Origin of the sequence: Wolbachia endosymbiont (group A) of Barypeithes pellucidus (assembly GCF_964030885.1) — a bacterium.
In the GTDB taxonomy this organism is placed as follows: Bacteria; Pseudomonadota; Alphaproteobacteria; order Rickettsiales; family Anaplasmataceae; genus Wolbachia.
Genome location: NZ_OZ034985.1, coordinates 666,846 through 682,311, shown reverse-complemented (window position 1 = coordinate 682,311; position 15,466 = coordinate 666,846). Strand labels below are relative to the sequence as shown.

General features: G+C 36.3%; 18 protein-coding genes and 2 pseudogenes. 2 read left to right on the top strand and 18 right to left on the bottom strand.

The window, feature by feature from the left end; genetic code table 11:
- Nucleotide 1 precedes the first annotated feature (1 nt).
- From ACQH1X_RS03595 to ACQH1X_RS03510, 18 genes and pseudogenes are all read right to left on the bottom strand, one after another.
- Nucleotides 2-337: a GPW/gp25 family protein gene (locus ACQH1X_RS03595; RefSeq protein WP_425386566.1), complete on the bottom strand. Its 336-nt coding sequence runs from the start codon at nt 335-337 to the stop codon at nt 2-4.
- Between the two features lie 2 nt (nt 338-339).
- Nucleotides 340-1,059, bottom strand: a complete 720-nt coding sequence (locus ACQH1X_RS03590; protein WP_425386565.1) for a phage baseplate assembly protein V — start codon at nt 1,057-1,059, stop codon at nt 340-342.
- Nucleotides 1,046-1,525 carry a hypothetical protein gene (locus ACQH1X_RS03585; protein WP_425386564.1) on the bottom strand — a complete coding sequence of 160 codons (480 nt, stop codon included), beginning with the start codon at nt 1,523-1,525 and terminating at the stop codon, nt 1,046-1,048. The genes ACQH1X_RS03590 and ACQH1X_RS03585 overlap by 14 nt, the downstream gene beginning before the upstream one ends.
- Before the next feature lie 9 nt (nt 1,526-1,534).
- On the bottom strand, nt 1,535-2,038 hold the full coding sequence (locus ACQH1X_RS03580) for a phage tail protein (protein WP_425386563.1): 504 nt from the start codon (nt 2,036-2,038) through the stop codon (nt 1,535-1,537).
- Nucleotides 2,031-2,342, bottom strand: coding sequence for a head-tail joining protein (locus ACQH1X_RS03575; RefSeq protein ID WP_425386562.1), 312 nt, complete (start codon nt 2,340-2,342; stop codon nt 2,031-2,033). The genes ACQH1X_RS03580 and ACQH1X_RS03575 overlap by 8 nt, the downstream gene beginning before the upstream one ends.
- The gene (locus ACQH1X_RS03570; RefSeq protein WP_425386561.1) at nt 2,342-3,346 is read right to left on the bottom strand and encodes a major capsid protein; all 1,005 of its coding nucleotides are present in this window, start codon (nt 3,344-3,346) and stop codon (nt 2,342-2,344) included. Before ACQH1X_RS03570 ends, ACQH1X_RS03575 begins: the two co-directional genes overlap by 1 nt.
- A 25-nt stretch (nt 3,347-3,371) precedes the next feature.
- Nucleotides 3,372-3,734 (bottom strand): head decoration protein, encoded by a 363-nt coding sequence (locus tag ACQH1X_RS03565; protein WP_425386560.1) that lies wholly within the window; start codon nt 3,732-3,734, stop codon nt 3,372-3,374.
- Nucleotides 3,735-3,761: 27 nt separating this feature from the next.
- Nucleotides 3,762-4,787 carry a S49 family peptidase gene (locus ACQH1X_RS03560; RefSeq protein ID WP_425386559.1) on the bottom strand — a complete coding sequence of 342 codons (1,026 nt, stop codon included), beginning with the start codon at nt 4,785-4,787 and terminating at the stop codon, nt 3,762-3,764.
- A gap of 133 nt (nt 4,788-4,920) precedes the next feature.
- The gene (locus ACQH1X_RS03555) at nt 4,921-5,403 is read right to left on the bottom strand and encodes an IS630 family transposase (RefSeq protein ID WP_252154099.1); all 483 of its coding nucleotides are present in this window, start codon (nt 5,401-5,403) and stop codon (nt 4,921-4,923) included.
- A 28-nt stretch (nt 5,404-5,431) separates the two neighbouring features.
- A complete protein-coding gene (locus ACQH1X_RS03550) occupies nt 5,432-5,779 on the bottom strand; it encodes an IS630 transposase-related protein (RefSeq protein ID WP_425385784.1) in 348 nt (115 codons plus the stop codon).
- A 51-nt stretch (nt 5,780-5,830) separates the two neighbouring features.
- Nucleotides 5,831-7,109: pseudogene (locus tag ACQH1X_RS03545) on the bottom strand (phage portal protein); the annotation flags it as partial.
- A gap of 156 nt (nt 7,110-7,265) precedes the next feature.
- Nucleotides 7,266-7,937, bottom strand: coding sequence for a hypothetical protein (locus tag ACQH1X_RS03540; protein WP_226079802.1), 672 nt, complete (start codon nt 7,935-7,937; stop codon nt 7,266-7,268).
- Between the two features lie 45 nt (nt 7,938-7,982).
- On the bottom strand, nt 7,983-8,216 hold the full coding sequence (locus tag ACQH1X_RS03535; RefSeq protein WP_425386558.1) for a hypothetical protein: 234 nt from the start codon (nt 8,214-8,216) through the stop codon (nt 7,983-7,985).
- Nucleotides 8,209-10,035, bottom strand: coding sequence for a phage terminase large subunit family protein (locus ACQH1X_RS03530; RefSeq protein WP_425386557.1), 1,827 nt, complete (start codon nt 10,033-10,035; stop codon nt 8,209-8,211). The genes ACQH1X_RS03535 and ACQH1X_RS03530 overlap by 8 nt, the downstream gene beginning before the upstream one ends.
- Nucleotides 10,032-11,408 (bottom strand): ankyrin repeat domain-containing protein, encoded by a 1,377-nt coding sequence (locus ACQH1X_RS03525; RefSeq protein WP_425386556.1) that lies wholly within the window; start codon nt 11,406-11,408, stop codon nt 10,032-10,034. The genes ACQH1X_RS03530 and ACQH1X_RS03525 overlap by 4 nt, the downstream gene beginning before the upstream one ends.
- Nucleotides 11,409-11,426: 18 nt before the next feature.
- Nucleotides 11,427-11,915, bottom strand: coding sequence for a hypothetical protein (locus ACQH1X_RS03520; protein ID WP_425386555.1), 489 nt, complete (start codon nt 11,913-11,915; stop codon nt 11,427-11,429).
- 7 nt (nt 11,916-11,922) lie between these two features.
- Nucleotides 11,923-13,134: a DNA modification methylase gene (locus ACQH1X_RS03515; RefSeq protein ID WP_425386554.1), complete on the bottom strand. Its 1,212-nt coding sequence runs from the start codon at nt 13,132-13,134 to the stop codon at nt 11,923-11,925.
- A gap of 121 nt (nt 13,135-13,255) precedes the next feature.
- Nucleotides 13,256-13,711: pseudogene (locus tag ACQH1X_RS03510) on the bottom strand (crossover junction endodeoxyribonuclease RuvC).
- Nucleotides 13,712-14,602: 891 nt separating this feature from the next.
- Between ACQH1X_RS03510 and ACQH1X_RS03505 the strand changes: the two are divergent.
- Both ACQH1X_RS03505 and ACQH1X_RS03500 read left to right on the top strand, forming a co-directional pair.
- Nucleotides 14,603-14,806 (top strand): hypothetical protein, encoded by a 204-nt coding sequence (locus tag ACQH1X_RS03505; protein WP_425386553.1) that lies wholly within the window; start codon nt 14,603-14,605, stop codon nt 14,804-14,806.
- Between the two features lie 170 nt (nt 14,807-14,976).
- Nucleotides 14,977-15,453, top strand: coding sequence for a hypothetical protein (locus ACQH1X_RS03500; protein WP_425386552.1), 477 nt, complete (start codon nt 14,977-14,979; stop codon nt 15,451-15,453).
- Nucleotides 15,454-15,466: the final 13 nt, after the last annotated feature.

Below are 15,466 nucleotides of genomic sequence, written 5' to 3'. Positions count from 1 at the left end.
TCTAAACAACTATTCCTCTAATATCTATGAATTTGCCTTCTGGAAGATAAATACCTTGAAGTACAAGAATCACTTTTCCTTCTTTTACTTCTGTAATTTTTACTTTTTCTAACTTAAATCTCTTCTCAAATTTCCCCAGTGCTTCTGCTGTTGCTGCATAGATTTCCATAGTTAAATCTCTACTGATTGGTTTATCCACTAATTCAAATAGCCTAGACCCATAATCTCTCCTCATTATTCTAATGTTTACTGGAGTGGTCAGTATATCAATTATCGATTGCTTTAAGTGCTCTATTCCTTCTAACGCTTTTCCTGTTTTAGCATCCATACCCTTCATTTCTATTTTGCAAAAACGCTTTCACTGCCTTTTATTACTTTAAAACCACATGAAACTATATCTCCTACTCTTCCTACACTAAGACCATTTGCAAACACTGTTTTTGATCCTTGAATCATTACTTTTCCTTCACTAAAACTGTCTCCTTGTCTACATATTGACTTACCGTTTACAAAAACATTGTTACTCCCACTAATGCAGAAATGCGGTGTTACTTCTCCACAATAGTCTCCTACTCGTACAACCGATTTATTCATTTTATTAAGGTTTATTTTATCTGCCTTCAATTTTATTCCACTTTTTGTCATTTCTATGCTCGATTCCCCAGCTTTCAGTGTTATTTTGTCTACTACTTCAATCTCTAAATGATGTTTTTCCTTATCATATAACAATCTTGTTCCATCTTGAAACTTCACACTATTTATTTCTTTTTTATTCTCTGGTGCATGGTATTTTTCCTGATATATTCCTTCTAACACCACTCCTAATGATAGTTCACCAAGAGGAGAAAATACCATAACCTGTTCATCGATATCTGGCGGAGACCAATCTCTATCTTTTCCTGCTTTACTCGTTATCCACGGTAAATAATCTGTTAAAAATTCTCCTATTTTCACTCTTACTTTTGCTTTTTCATAATCTATTTCTTTTACAACTCCTATACGAATAACGTTTGCTAGCTTCCTATTCAGCTCTGAAATCGCAAAACTATGATCCAACATTTATATTTCCTACGTTTATGGTATGTGGCTTAATTTTTCCTTCTTCCCAAATAGATCGACCTACGTGTATTGTATGCACCCATTCGACCATCCACACTAAATATGCATCGAGCTCTGGCCTAAATCCATCAGGTTCTGCAGAGAGAAATTCACCTGGTGAAATGTTCATACTAAAAGTGCTTTTATTCACAACTTTTGCAACCTCAGCAGCTAATGTTCTGACAATAATAGGGGCATTTTCTATTGTGCTATCAATCACAATTCGTGCTTCAAATCTTGCTTTCAGCGCTAATTCCTCTGTTCCAGGATCTTTTCCCGATTCTAAACTCACAAGCTCTACAAATAACGCTGGCGCTAATAATTCTTTTCTTATTGCTGGATAAATTTCACATGTCTGTATAGCCGGTATTTCTTCCTTCAGTGTGCTGCAAATTGCTTGATGTAAATCTTTCCAGAACTTTGTCATGCATATAATTTAACTCATGTAATGTATAAAATATTTTTCAAATACCTTTTCAACTTCATAATTAACAAGATTCCCTATTATCCTTGAAGCCTCTGGTTTCAGTGACAATTTAACTTCCTTTATTGGCAATGCTGCCCTTCCTTCACGTTTAAACATACCGCTATTTCCTTTTGGCATAACTGCTGCAAATCCTCCTATAAACTCATGCTTTCCTACTTTCGATCCTCTTCTTGTTTTTTGTATTTTGCCAATTGTCGATGCTCTAATGTCATAGAGATTTGCTCTAATCAACACGTCTAATCTGCTAGTTTTCGCCTTAAAAATTCTTAATCTCTTTCTTATCAAACTTAATTTTACCTTCTTTTCCTCACTGATTTCCTTAGCTGCTTGCGCTTTTAACCATAGTGCCGTTTTGTTTAACGCTTTTATAGCTGCCAGTTTTATTTTCTGCTCTTTTCTTTCAATATTGGAGATTATTTCATTAATATTGTTACTAATTTTAATATCAAACACTTTCTATTGCCTCAATTTTCCATATTTCACTCGAAGAATCTTTTAACGGTGGTTCAAAAATCTTGTAGAACCTTTTTTCAATCTTGATATAATCGCCTATGCTAAAGGAAGTAACGTCCTGATCACGTATTTCTATAGAAGCAATTTGCTGAGTTAATGCTCCATCTGCACCTAAAGAGTACGTAGTGTCAGGACGTTTAATTAGCACTTTTATTTTACGAATACCCTCCTTATTTTTATTACAGTATGTGGCTTCCACTCCTAAATGCTCAAAACAATCTTCTAATAATCTCCCTATATTCATCAACTAGAACTAATTTTTACCAAAACGGCCGGGCGGTGGCACATTGGCAGAGGATTTGACTGTGTATGTAAATCTGTTCCTCTATCAAATCTTCTTGGCTCTTGTTTTGCATATAGTGGCTGTCCAAGGGTATTTACTGTCTCATTAAAGTCTGCTGGTGCAAAATATGTTGTAAATGTGCTCGCTGTTCCTAGTGGAAAACAGTGACCTGTATCTCTTTCTATAAATCTTCTCACGGTTCCTTCAGGATCAGTTGCTTGTCCTCTATATTCCTCAAATGTTATTCCACAGAACGTAAATCCTGACCTCATATCATTTCTTAGCGCTGCTCCTTCTTGCCATCTCTCATATGCTTCTTTCACTTTAGTATGTGAAGTTAATGCATCAAAAAACTCAGAGCTTACCAAGGCATGAATCCCGGTCATATATTCACCACTTAGGTTATCTTCTATATGCCGCAATACTTCCAGACACTTACGTTTTACATCTGTTGTTGCTGTTCCCAGTGCAAAATTTACTACTTTAGGTGTAATTTCAAATTCGTTATACAGATTTAATAACTCTGACCCATCAGCATCAAGAATGATTCCCTTCAGCGCACCCATCCGCAAATGTTCCAACGTTATTGCGTGTTTGTTTCTCATTGATTGCAAATGATCAGTTATTACATCTGCAAGCGCTTTAAGTTCACTTTCTGATCCAAATGCCCTTATTCCTTGTACTTCCTCTGGTAATACTACATCATCATGCGGAATATGTGGAATCGTAAACGTTCTTACCTTTCTTTTTCCTCTTTTTCCCACTGTTGCTGGTGCTCCGGGGACTTGCGTTGGTAGTAGACTTAAAACTCCATTATTTTCTTCTATGGTAATATGTCTAAATCTTACTGACCTACTTGGAAATAAATTTAAATTTTCAACTCGTCCATAATTTATCGGCAATATATTCATCGCATTTGTTAGTGCCGTCATGCTAAATGCTGTATTTGTAAATGGATTTTGCATTCTTTTTCCCCCTTATTAATTTAAGTTACACTCCCTTGCGGACAATGATCCCTCGTCCTTCAAGTTGCTTTATTGCTGCAGTTTTCTGCTCTTCAGTGATATTTGCTGGCCATACAACTGCATGATCGGCTAGTATTGCACCACGAGCAATAATTACTCCTTTATTTGCGTTTACATCACTTATTACCACTCCTATCGCTGTTTGTGTACCATCTGTTGCAGTTGGATTTAAAGCTTTAATTAAATCATCTTTAGTATCATAACCAACTACTGTACCAAGCTTTAGGTTCTGCCCTTTTGCTACCGTTATTTGATCTCTTGAATATAGACTTGATGCCTCATACTTTAATAAGTCACCTAGATTATTTTGTTCGGTTATAGTACTCATTTTGCTTTTCTCCCTTTGTTATATATTTTAAATGCCTGATTGTGCACGACTTTTCGCCACCTGCATCATCAACTCTTCTCCTGAATTCTGTGGTATTGCACTCAGTATCTCTGTCTTCTTCGTTCTCTCTGCAAGTAATTCCATTAAAACTTCCCGTGCTTGCTCAACACTTACGCTTTGCTCAATAAATTCTCCTACCTTTTCTGGCATCTTTGATATATTACATAATCTTATTATCTCTAAGATTTCTCTACGACAGTTCTCGTAGCCTTCCTCAATAGTTGTCATACTAATACTCCTATGATTGTTGATAAATTCAAAAAATGTTGTAACTCCATCTGCAAGACCTATTTCTACTGCTTTCTCGCCAAAATGTAGCCCTGCTTCCATTGATTTGATTGCTTCTATAGAAAGATTTCGATTGCGTGCTATTAGCTCAATCAGCATTCCATACAAACGATTCACTTCGCTTTTCAGGTTTTCTAAACTTTCAGAAGTTATTGGCTCATGTGGATTTAAATCATTTTTTCTACTTCCTGCAAATACTGTCGTATATTTTATTCCCTGTTTTTCATCAAACCCACTTTGATCTATATGACTTGCTATTACTCCTATACTTCCTACCCCTGAAGTTCTGCTCACAAATACCTTTTCAGCGCTAGAGGCTATAGCGTACGCAGCAGAATATGCATCATCATTTGCTATTGCAATAATTCTCTTTTTTGTTCTTGATTCATAAATAAAATCAGCTAGGTCAAAGACACCGTTTACTTCCCCTCCTGGACTGTCTATGTCAAGTAGAATCGTCTCTATGCTTTTATCTTCTAAAGCGCTCTCTATCTCTTCATGAATATTTTCATACGAAGTCATGTCTAAAATATGATCAAAAGCTTCTGTTTTTTTAGTCAAAACTCCATAAATACGTATTATTGCTATTCCTTTTGGGTTTATATGAAAATACTTTGAGTTCTTAAAGATAGGTTGTTTGCTGTTATATAATGATAGTAGTTCAAAGCTTCTTCTCTCTACCATTATTGGCTTATTTATCCACATCACCTTCCTTCCCTTTTATGGTTAACGTCAGAATCGAAACAAAGTCCAAAAGAATTAGCACGCTTTTGATCTTCTGCTATTTCTTGGTCAATTTCTTCAACATCGTAACCCATTTCTGATACTATAGTATTTTCTAAAATGAATGATAAATTTCCATTATGGTATTACCAACCAAAAGTTGTAAGTCTGTACATTTATACATTAGAGGTCTGAGGCGGCTTTTGATGGTATGCCAACAGTGTTCTATGGGATTCAAATCTGGTGAATATGTTGGAAGATACAGCACATGACAGCCAAAAGACTCTATTAATGATTTTGTTTTAGTGGTCTTATGAAATGTAGCATTATCCATAACTATGGTTGTGCCAAGTGGCAATTTAGGTAATAACATCTTCTCCAACCATATATTGAATACCTCTTTGTCACACCCACCTTTGAAAGTCATTGGTGCAATAAATCTCATTCCAATCCACCCGGCTACTATACTGATTCTCTCTCGAGTTCTCCCTGGAATATCTGCATAAATTTTCTTTCCTCTTGGAGCACGTCCATATTCTCGGTATAATTTATTATCAACTCCTGCTTCATCTATATATAAGATGCTGGAATGGTCTATTTTTGAGATTTTATCAATAAACTGCTGCCTATCTTCTTGATTGCGCTCTTGATATAGTGTGACTTTTTTTTAAAGTAATTTTTAGCTGTTTTAGTCTATACCAAATTGAATTTATTCCAAATCCAAGATTTTGTTTCATCTCTGCCAGAGTATGATCTGGATTCTTTGTAACATATTCTTCGAGTATTTTTGGGTCTATTTTTCGAATAAAGCTGCCGTTTTTAGATGGCTTGAGGCTTTCACCAGCAGCTTTCTTTTTTAACCAGCGGTACAAAGTTGCTATTCCTATCTCCAGAAGCTCTGCCACCTCAACCTTCTTCTTCCCTTTTCCTATCATCGATATTGCCTTTTCTCTTAAATCCACACTATACGCCATTATAACCCAAATACCTTATTATACCTTTATCATTTACTTTGGGAAATACTATACTTCCGATCGACTCTTAAATCCATTTCTTACCGCCATTTGCTGTGCTTGCTGATCTTTTAGCGGATCCACCCAATCAAATCCCTGTGGTATCCATTTTACATCTTTAAATATTTGATTATTTGTTGTAGAAAGCTCTCCAGATAAAGTGGCAAGTTCTAGCCATCTATTCCAAATAGGTCTACAAAACTGGAACACTATCACGTTATGCTGTAACATTGCGCACCTTCTGCGAAACTCTATCAGCCCTGCTCGAATGGATGAATAATTAACACCTTCCTGTTAGTTGCTCATATGTTATCCCTGTGCCAATTGCTATTGCCCTCAGTTGCTGTCTCATGAATGCTTCATAACTTCCTCCAACATCTGATGGCTCTGAAAATTTTATGTCTTCTCCTGGGTCTAAAAGCTGCATTGTTCCAGGTTCCAGGCCAGATAGTGCTACCCCTTGCTCATTACTTTCACCTTCTCCTAAAATATTTGCTTCTGGATCAAGTCTCGTAATAAACCCTGCAAACATCGCTGCTGTCTTTTTTCTCACTAATTCTGCATCATCGTATTGATCAAGTTCATAAAGCTTTAGCAGTATGTTCGAAAGCCAAGGCTCCCCTCTAATTTGCCCAGGTCTTAGTGGCCTATAGATATGTAAAACATCATTTGCTGGTACTCTCACTGATTCTCCAAATGTACTTTCACCAGGGTGTTCTTTAAATAGGTAATATGCTTCTCTTTGCCCAAGTCTATTGAACTCAATTCCGTTTCTTATTACATTACCATTGGCTAGTGTTTGATTGCTCTTATTGTCCAAATGCTCTGATTCCAATACTTGAAGTTGCAATGGTACAGAAAATCCATCTTCGAGTTTACGATGTCGGAGGCGTACAAAACACTCTCCACCTTCTATCATGCTCCTACATACCAGAGCTTGTAATCCATAAAAATCACTTACTCCGTTACTGTCTGCTTCATCTGTCCATTTTAGCCATAATTCTTGCACCTTCTTTCGAAATTCTCCATCCCTTGCTTTTGATTGCGGTTTTATTCCTGTTCCAATAGAGTTACTTACTATTGTATCAATAATATTTGCTGCATATGGATTTTTTCTCACCATATCACGTGATCTACTACGTAAAGTTTCAAGGTTTTGAGACAGCAAATTGTTTATACTTCCTAACTCTGGTTGAAAGTGAAAAAATCTTCTTCCTGAACCTGCTGCATCCCAGGCTGAGCTTTTTGATTTTGGCTTACTAAATAGTTGTTTGAATGATTTGAGTAACATTTAGATTGTTAACTACGCAACAGATTGTTGCACTATTTGTAACTACAGTGAACTGCTAGAAAATCCAGTCAATAAGCTATCAACACCTGTTATTTATTCAAGCAGTTCCTATACAAGCACATCTCTATTTAATTTTTACCAGAAGTACACTTAAATTTAAGATAGACTCCTTTCTTCTATATTAGGTTGCACAGTGGCGTTTTCTAAATTCATAAAAGGTTGTCTCTCCTGTTGACCAAGAGTGAGCTCTCTTAAACAACTCATGATCTGTGATACTTGCAACATAGTAAAAACTCCTATTCCAAATATACCTGTTAAATACCTAGACATTGAAAACTCTTCATCATTATAATTTCCAGATGTATAGACTAGGTAGAGCGAACCTGCAAATAGGGCAGAATGAGCCAAATTACGAATTGTTTCTTTTACTATTCGACCATTTGAATCTCTCTGTACCTCTTCAAGAATTTGTAATGCTCGTTCTGAAGCACTTAAAAATTCTTCTCGACTATAGGGGACGTTTCGTACCAGCCCTAGCTCCTCTGATGTTTTTCCTCCAATATTTCTAATAGCATCTTCTAGCTCTTTTAATGCTCTATTACCTATTCTTGGCCTTTCACTTATTTTTGGATTACTACCTTGGCTGTCAGCAATAATCACATAATCTAAAGCTGTAAGCCGCTGATCACCAAAAACAATGATATCGTTAATATGATCTTTTACCTCATTGACAATCTCTAGTGCTCTTTTAACACTAGCTCTATCATTTTCCGTAGGAATCAACGCAATTTTTCCAACTAGTTCTTCTTGTAATTCTTTAATATTCATGTAACTCCTATAGTTATAAAATTTCTACTATATAGTATTACATTTTTAATTAATTTTGTCAATTCCCTTACTCGTTGAAAAAACAATCTTTCTCTTCGGTTTCATTCCAACAATCTTTAGCTCAGCTTTAATACGTTGTCTTAAGTTTAGTAAATCATTTATCTGAACTTCAGCATATCTCACAACATGATCACCATATGCAATTGATACCACTCTTTCTCCACTTTGTAGCTTCTTTATTGCTTGTTCAACTTGAGACAAATACTCTTCGTTATACATTTTCCAACCACTTACTCTGTCTCACTTTTTTAGGTTTTTTACTTTCCATTTTTCCGCTTAAGCTATTCCATTTACTCTCTGGCCATCTGTCTACTCCCAGTGCTATCGATGCTGCTCTTGCGTAAATCCGGCAATCCAGCACTTCGTTTCTTTCTCTTACCTTTTGCCACTCTTGTTTGGTATATCCTTTTACTACCTTGCTGACTAATTGCTCTGCCGTTAGCTGCTTAAAATATTCAGGTGCATATTCGGGAAAATGACAATATCCTGCTGGCACTTTCTCTTCTTCTTTTAAAATATTAAGTAGTTGAAAAAGCTCTGACTTTAATATCGATACTCCTACTGGCCATAGCTTTATTCCTCTCTTTAGCTTTTGACCACCAACTGTTATATCTACTCTACTTGGGCTGCTAAGTGGTACTAACGCTTTGTTTATACCTTTGACTGCCATTACTCTTCCAGAGCACTGATGACCTCTTACCCAGTTGTATACTTCCTGCGTTGCATAACCTGCATCAACTGCCATCATACTTATCATATATTCAAGCCCATTTTCACCGATAAAATGATGATTAAGTAATTCTGAAAGCTTTCCCCATACTTCTATTCTTCCAGTATCACCTTCAAATACTCGGTAGTCTATTGACCAACTTTCGCGGCTTCTTCCCCATGCTACAACTTCTACTTCTAAGCGATCTTTTTGTACATCTACTCCTGCAGTAAGTACCACTTCTCTCCTAGGTACTGTGCCAATCTGAAAAAATTCTCTTCTGTTAAATAATTGCTTCCAGTCTGGTACTTCTCCTTTATCTACCCAGGTTTCTCCAAGCGTAGTATTTATCCAAACCTTCAGTAATTGTTCACTCTCTTTTGCATGGAGAAAATCCTCTACTGCTTGAGTCCAGCTATACCAGCCAACTGGACTATAAAGACTTGAAAGATGAAATCCTTTTTTCTCACCTTTTATTGGATTGGTAGGTCTCCATTCTCCACGCTCAAGCATCTCTGTCTTTTGATGATTTTCTATCTTTTTACCACATTCTATACATATATAGTGTGCTGTATTTGGATTTTTATCTTCCCATTTTATTTGTGACCATTTTAATATTTGGTAATAATTACAATACGGACATGGTACAAAAAAATATCTCTTATCTGTTGCTTCAAATTCTTTCTCAATTCTGCTTATTCCATGAATTGTTGGTGTTGACACTAAAAAAATCTTTCGCCGTGCAAATGTATTAGTTCGAGCAATACTAAGCAGTACTGGATCTCCTTCACCTCCTGAATCTCCTGGATAAGCATCTATTTCATCAAGAAAGAGGTATTTTACTGGCATGGACCTGAGACCCACACTACTGTTTGCTCCGGTTATTACTACTATTCCACCTGGAAATTCCTTACTTTGTACAGTATTTCCTGAATCTCTTGACCTTGGGTCTTTTACTTTACTTTTTAAACATGGTGTACTCTCTATTAACGGCGCAAATCTTCCTTTTGACCAACGTTTTCCCATTTCAACTGTTGGCTGTACTACCAGCATTGGACCTGGTGTTTGATCGATGATATAGCCTATCCAATTGTTACCAGCTTCTGTTCCTCCAATCTGCGCTCCTTTCATGAATACTATTTTCTCTGCAGTTGAAGACGGAGATAGTGAATCCATGATTTCTTTAAGGTATGGCGTTCTCTCTGTTCTCCATTTTCCTGGTTCTGATGCTGCAGTTGCTGCTAAAACTCGATACTCATTCGCCCACTCTGATACTTTAAGTTGCGGGTCTGGTCTTAAACCTTCAGAAAAAGATGTTGCGTATATCATTGCCTGCATCTACTCATAACTGGTTCTATCTCAACATCATTAACAGTAGAACTACACTCTTCCAATTCCATAAACATCTTTTTCTGAAATTCGTTTTCTATATATCTTTTGCTCATCTCACTTATCATTATTGCTATAACAAGCGCAAATACCCCTGTTATTGTTGCAAAAATGATTGCACTGCTTATTGCTGTTACCGTTAAACCTATATATGCTGCCATTGCTACTGCGCTAACTGTAATACAGATAATATTATTATGTTTTTTCGTCCTTTTATCTGCTATTTCTCTCTGTGCTGTATATTTATTATGAAGGGTTGGAAAATTAACAACGGTATCTTTGCAGAGCAATGACCCATTTTTTTCAGTAAACAAAACTTTAAATAACTCTAAATTGTTTGATTTGATTGCTAAATGTAAAACAGGTGTATAATTTGCTCCTTTTTTCAGCAATAACTTTACTACATGTAAATGCCCTTTTTCTGCAGCAAGGTAAATCGGTGACAGACCTTTATTATTTAAAATATCAATATCAATTTCTTCTTTTAAGATAGACTCTACAAGCTCAATTTCTCCTTTTTGTGCAGCTAAATGTAGTAGACTATTCTTTTCAGAACCGTATTTATTACTCATCAAAGCCTTCTTTATCTCAGGTTTAGCGTAATCAAATGGTGTCTTGCCGCTATCGTCTTTTACCAGAGGGTCTATATCTTCTCGCGTTAGTAAAACTTCTATTGTTTTAAGTCTTTCAGCGTAATGTAGTGGTGTTCTATTTTCGTAGTCTTGCAAATTGACTTGAGCATCAGGCTCCTTTATTAAGCATTTCAGAATATCAAGACATAAATCTCTTTCATCGTAATTAGTATTACTTACAGCTATATGCACAGGTGACAATTTCATTGAGTTTTGTCCCATGCGTGCACTATTTACATCTGCTCCTAGCTTTAGCAGCAACTTTACTATCTCCAACTTTTTGTTATTAACTGCATAGTGCATTGGTGTCTGATTTCGTGCATCAAAGACATCTATTTCAGCGTTTCCTTCTCTTATCAAAATCTTTACAACTTCTGCATGTCCTATTCCTGCTGCTAGATGTAATGGCGTATGGTGCAAAGCATTTCGTACATTAACGTTAATACCTTTTCTGATCAAATATCTAACTGCATTAACTTCATCTATCGATGTTCTGCCATCATTATCTTCTACAAAAGGATTGATATTCTTTTTCGTGAGTAATAAATCTACCATGCTTAATTCATCAAATTCTATAGCGCAATGTAGTGGTGTTTTTCCATTTAATCCTCTAACATTAACATCTAATCCAGGTTGATTGATGAGGCACTTTATTAACTCCAAACTTAGGTTATCAGCCATTTTATATTCAAAATCTTTTTATATTTGAAATTTAGTGTTAGATAATTCTTGGAGTGAGCTTGTAATCTCTTCAGTGAGCGTCTTATGAATCTTTTCAGTGTCACTCAGTGATGCAAGCAGTGCTGAAACTCTATTTGGAATATTAAGCAAATTATTACGTACAACTCTTGCTACATTAAATGCATCGCGCTTTACTTCCTCTACTGCTACAAGTTCACCAATCTCAGCCTTAGCTTTGGCCTCAAGCAGTTTACCACGTTCCATTTCATTTTTTATTCTAGTTTTCAGCAACATCGTGGAAAGATTACTTGTGCTTTCATTCTCTGAATTGTTTTTCCTCCTCAGCGGCTGACTTGGATCTCTTATTGCTGCTACTGCTTCATTTGCTTGTTCTCGGTCGATCAAACTATCCTCCAACTCAACTATTCCTTTCTTTACTAAGTAACAGACGTATTGCTTTGAAAATCCTTGTTCTCTTGCCCATTCTGTTTGCGTTATCTTTTCCACTTTTTTCTTACTGTTTTTCTTCTTGAATCTCTGAAAAGGTTTTGCCAGTACCAGAAAGAATTGCTTCCCGGCCTGTGTACACTTGCCAACGTTTTATCGTTACATCTACAAATTTTGAATCTAGCTCTATTGTTCTGCAGATTCTTCCTGTTCTCTCACACGCAATCAGTGTACTTCCAGAGCCGCTAAATGGATCAAGTACTATGTCTCCTGGTCTACTGCTGTTTACTATTGCTCTCTCCATTAGCTCTACTGGCTTCATTGTTGGGTGTAGTGTATTGTGTGTTGGCTTATCATAAAACCAGAGGTCACTTTGATTTCTACCACCATGCCACTCACGTTTATTGCCACTTTTCCACCCATAGAGCATTGCTTCGTATTGTCTTTGATAATCAGATCTTCCTAGCGTAAAGTGATTCTTTGCCCAAATGATAAATGTTGACCATTTTCCCCCTGCTTCCTCAAATACTTTTTGCAACGTTGAAAACTCTGATGATGATATGCAGATGTAAATTGCACCTTTCGTATATGCTAAAATATGAGTGCAAATATCATAGAGAAAAAGTTCGTACTTTTCACCTTGATTATCGTTTAATATCTTTTTATCTTGACTGTTACCATAATCAACGTTATATGGAGGATCACATACGGTAATATCTGCCATTTTATCATCTAACAGCGCTTTATATGATTCAACTACAGAGCTATCACCACAATAGATTCGATGATCACCTAAAATCCATAAATCCCCTGGTTTTGTTATTTCTACCCTTTTTTCATCACCAACCAAGTCAGAAAAATCTTCTTCTTCTCTATCTAAATCATCAAGAAAGTTTTGAACCTTTTCCAATTCAAATCCTGTCATTTTTAAGTCAAACTGCAAATCTTCTAATTCTTGAATTTCCACCTTCAAAAGATCATCATCCCACTTTGCCCAGTTAGCTGATTGATTAGCAAGTAGTCGAAAAGCTTTAGTTTGTGGTTCATTTAGATTATCACTTAAAACTACGGGAATGCTCTCCATACCAAGTTTTCTTGCTGCTTTCAGTCTTAAATGACCATCAACCACAGTACCATCACTTTTTGCAACTATTGGAATACGAAAGCCAAATTCTCGAATAGAAGCACACATTCTGTTGACCACATCGTCATTTTTACGAAGATTACGCTCATATTCAACTAGATTTCGAATAGGATAGTAGTGGATTGCTAAATTCATATAATTACTATGTTTAAATCCTTAATAATTAAAAAGTTAATATTTAAAATATCTCTGACGCTAAAGAAGGCCTGGGGTCAGCACCACTAAATCCGCTAGTATGGCCGAAAGGACCCACTTTTTATGGATTTCTCAGCTTATTAATATCTTTACCAAAGTCCATAACATAGAACATCAAAGCTAAAGCATCTGCTTGATTATCATCTCTAGGTGAAAAACTTTTTTCACGTATCGCTTCAATAACTTCACTCTTACTTGCATTACCTTTGCCTGTTATAAAGCGTTTTATAGTTTTAACATTAACACCTTTGTATGGCACATGATGTTCTTCACACCAAGCAGAAAGGTGTGCTAAAACCCTCCATAGATATGTGCAGCACCAGTTCCTAGGTGTCTTCTCACCTCCTCAAAGTACACTGCAGAAATGTCTTTCAAAGAATTAAGCCAATTACGAAAATTCAAGAACACCTCCGCTAAAACGGCTACCATGAAAACTTTTGCTTCCACTTTCAATTACTCCATCTGTTAGAATTGCCCAGCCCGTTTGTTTGCCGAGATCTAGTGTTAGGATTGACATTATTTAAAATTACAAGTAGCACTAAATATTGTTTGGTTCCTGCAAAGTACACCAGCAATTCATAGGTTTTTGTAGTCCAACAATGAGAATTATGTGCTACTGCAGAAAGTTGTTTTCTTGTTATATATATTCACCAAAATTACGAAAACTGTTCAATTTTTTTTATTTGCAAAGTACAAAAATCGTGTTAGACTTATATACAGGTTTATTCTATAGTAGTAAGGTTACTGATAATGCCATTTAATTAAGTTTTAAAGGGTGTTATATGCGTTCTTTGGTGCAGTACTGTTGTATAAAAACCCATAAAGTCACATCTAGCTTTAAAACGAAGTTTTTATCTCATCTAAAAAAATATAAATTCTTAAGCTTACCAAATTTCCTTTCTACTAAATGTCTGTTTGTTAGTGGTAGGATTGACATTTTCTTGAAGCTCTCGTACTTAAAGCGCATCTACCTCGTTGAAACAATGCCCTTTTATTATATATATACCGGATTTCTTACTACTTTTTCCGGGATTTTCTAAAAAAAAGTTAAAATAATTTTAAGACAGCTAAGGAATTAAAGAGCTTTGAAGACCAGCTATATCTTTTACAGCAGCTTCTTTGCTATTTGAGTTGAGAGGAGATTACACGAGCTTTTGATTTAAAACCCCTATCTAGATAACGCTATAATAGCCCTCTAAAACGTTTTTAAGAATGGTGCTACAATGGAGACAATTGAAATGGGCTATGTAAAACTTTATTTTTTAATTTCAAGGGGGGTGAAAAATTGTGTGCGCCAAGAAGTGCGTAAGGAACAGTTGGTGAAAATCCAACACGGGTAAAGCTTAGCCAGCAACCTGGAACAAACCATTATGCTGCGTAAGGTAACGAGCGTAGTAAAGCTAATGGAATGGACAACATAGGGTGCAACGAAAGTGAAGGTATTGAGTCCCGTAATTCACGCGTCATGGGGGCCGATACTTTACATTTGGTGGAAGGCAACATGGGTAATAACGCTAAGGAAAGATATTACTCACCCCATCGGGATCGAAGGCCGCGTCATGTGTTGAGATGGACCTTACGTGAACTTGGGAGATCCTTTGTATTCCTGTAAGGGTACTCTGGAACAAGTCAATAAAGGCAAGGACTGGAGGAAGATGCAAAGGAAGTCGGACTAACTGATAGTACTCGGAGTGTGGGAAAGCCACATACAAGGGGAAGCGGTTAGCAATATAGTGACTGGTATAGGGATTGCTATACCAATACAACAGAGATTGGAGGAGTATGCAAGGAAAACTAAACCAGATAGCAGTAAGGGCTAAGCAAGATAAGCGAGTAAAATTTACATCGCTAGTTCATTTGATTAATGAAGAGAATCTTGCAGAGTGTTACAAGGAACTAAAACGCAACAAGGCTTGCGGTATAGATCGTGTGACAGTGGAAGCTTATGGAGAAAATCTAGAAGAGAAACTTAGAACGCTAGTGGATAGTATGAAGAGAAAGCAATACCGACCGCAACCAGTGAAAAGGGTATACATACCCAAAATTGGAAGCAAGGAAAAACGCGGTCTCGGAATACCATCAACAGAAGAAAAGTTGGTACAGGTAATGCTAAAGAAGATATTAGAAAATATTTATGAAGCAAACTTTATGGACAGCGCCGGACAGATAAAACCTGTCAAACCAAAAAGAAACTTCCTAGCTGAGTGTATGGCAAGTTTTATGTATAATTTTGTAGAGAAGAGCTTTTTGCAGTTATAGCCGAACTGTGCAA

Coding starts and splice junctions, on each gene's coding strand:
- ACQH1X_RS03590 (WP_425386565.1), bottom strand. CDS start 1,059: ATGTTGGATCATAGTTTTGCGATTTCAGAGCTGAATAGGAAGCTAGCA.
- ACQH1X_RS03530 (WP_425386557.1), bottom strand. CDS start 10,035: ATGATATACGCAACATCTTTTTCTGAAGGTTTAAGACCAGACCCGCAA.
- ACQH1X_RS03570 (WP_425386561.1), bottom strand. CDS start 3,346: ATGCAAAATCCATTTACAAATACAGCATTTAGCATGACGGCACTAACA.
- ACQH1X_RS03595 (WP_425386566.1), bottom strand. CDS start 337: ATGAAGGGTATGGATGCTAAAACAGGAAAAGCGTTAGAAGGAATAGAG.
- ACQH1X_RS03500 (WP_425386552.1), top strand. CDS start 14,977: ATGCAAGGAAAACTAAACCAGATAGCAGTAAGGGCTAAGCAAGATAAG.
- ACQH1X_RS03505 (WP_425386553.1), top strand. CDS start 14,603: ATGGACAACATAGGGTGCAACGAAAGTGAAGGTATTGAGTCCCGTAAT.
- ACQH1X_RS03540 (WP_226079802.1), bottom strand. CDS start 7,937: ATGAATATTAAAGAATTACAAGAAGAACTAGTTGGAAAAATTGCGTTG.
- ACQH1X_RS03535 (WP_425386558.1), bottom strand. CDS start 8,216: ATGTATAACGAAGAGTATTTGTCTCAAGTTGAACAAGCAATAAAGAAG.
- ACQH1X_RS03575 (WP_425386562.1), bottom strand. CDS start 2,342: ATGAATATAGGGAGATTATTAGAAGATTGTTTTGAGCATTTAGGAGTG.
- ACQH1X_RS03525 (WP_425386556.1), bottom strand. CDS start 11,408: ATGGCTGATAACCTAAGTTTGGAGTTAATAAAGTGCCTCATCAATCAA.
- ACQH1X_RS03560 (WP_425386559.1), bottom strand. CDS start 4,787: ATGTGGATAAATAAGCCAATAATGGTAGAGAGAAGAAGCTTTGAACTA.
- ACQH1X_RS03585 (WP_425386564.1), bottom strand. CDS start 1,525: ATGACAAAGTTCTGGAAAGATTTACATCAAGCAATTTGCAGCACACTG.
- ACQH1X_RS03515 (WP_425386554.1), bottom strand. CDS start 13,134: ATGAATTTAGCAATCCACTACTATCCTATTCGAAATCTAGTTGAATAT.
- ACQH1X_RS03550 (WP_425385784.1), bottom strand. CDS start 5,779: ATGGCGTATAGTGTGGATTTAAGAGAAAAGGCAATATCGATGATAGGA.
- ACQH1X_RS03565 (WP_425386560.1), bottom strand. CDS start 3,734: ATGAGTACTATAACCGAACAAAATAATCTAGGTGACTTATTAAAGTAT.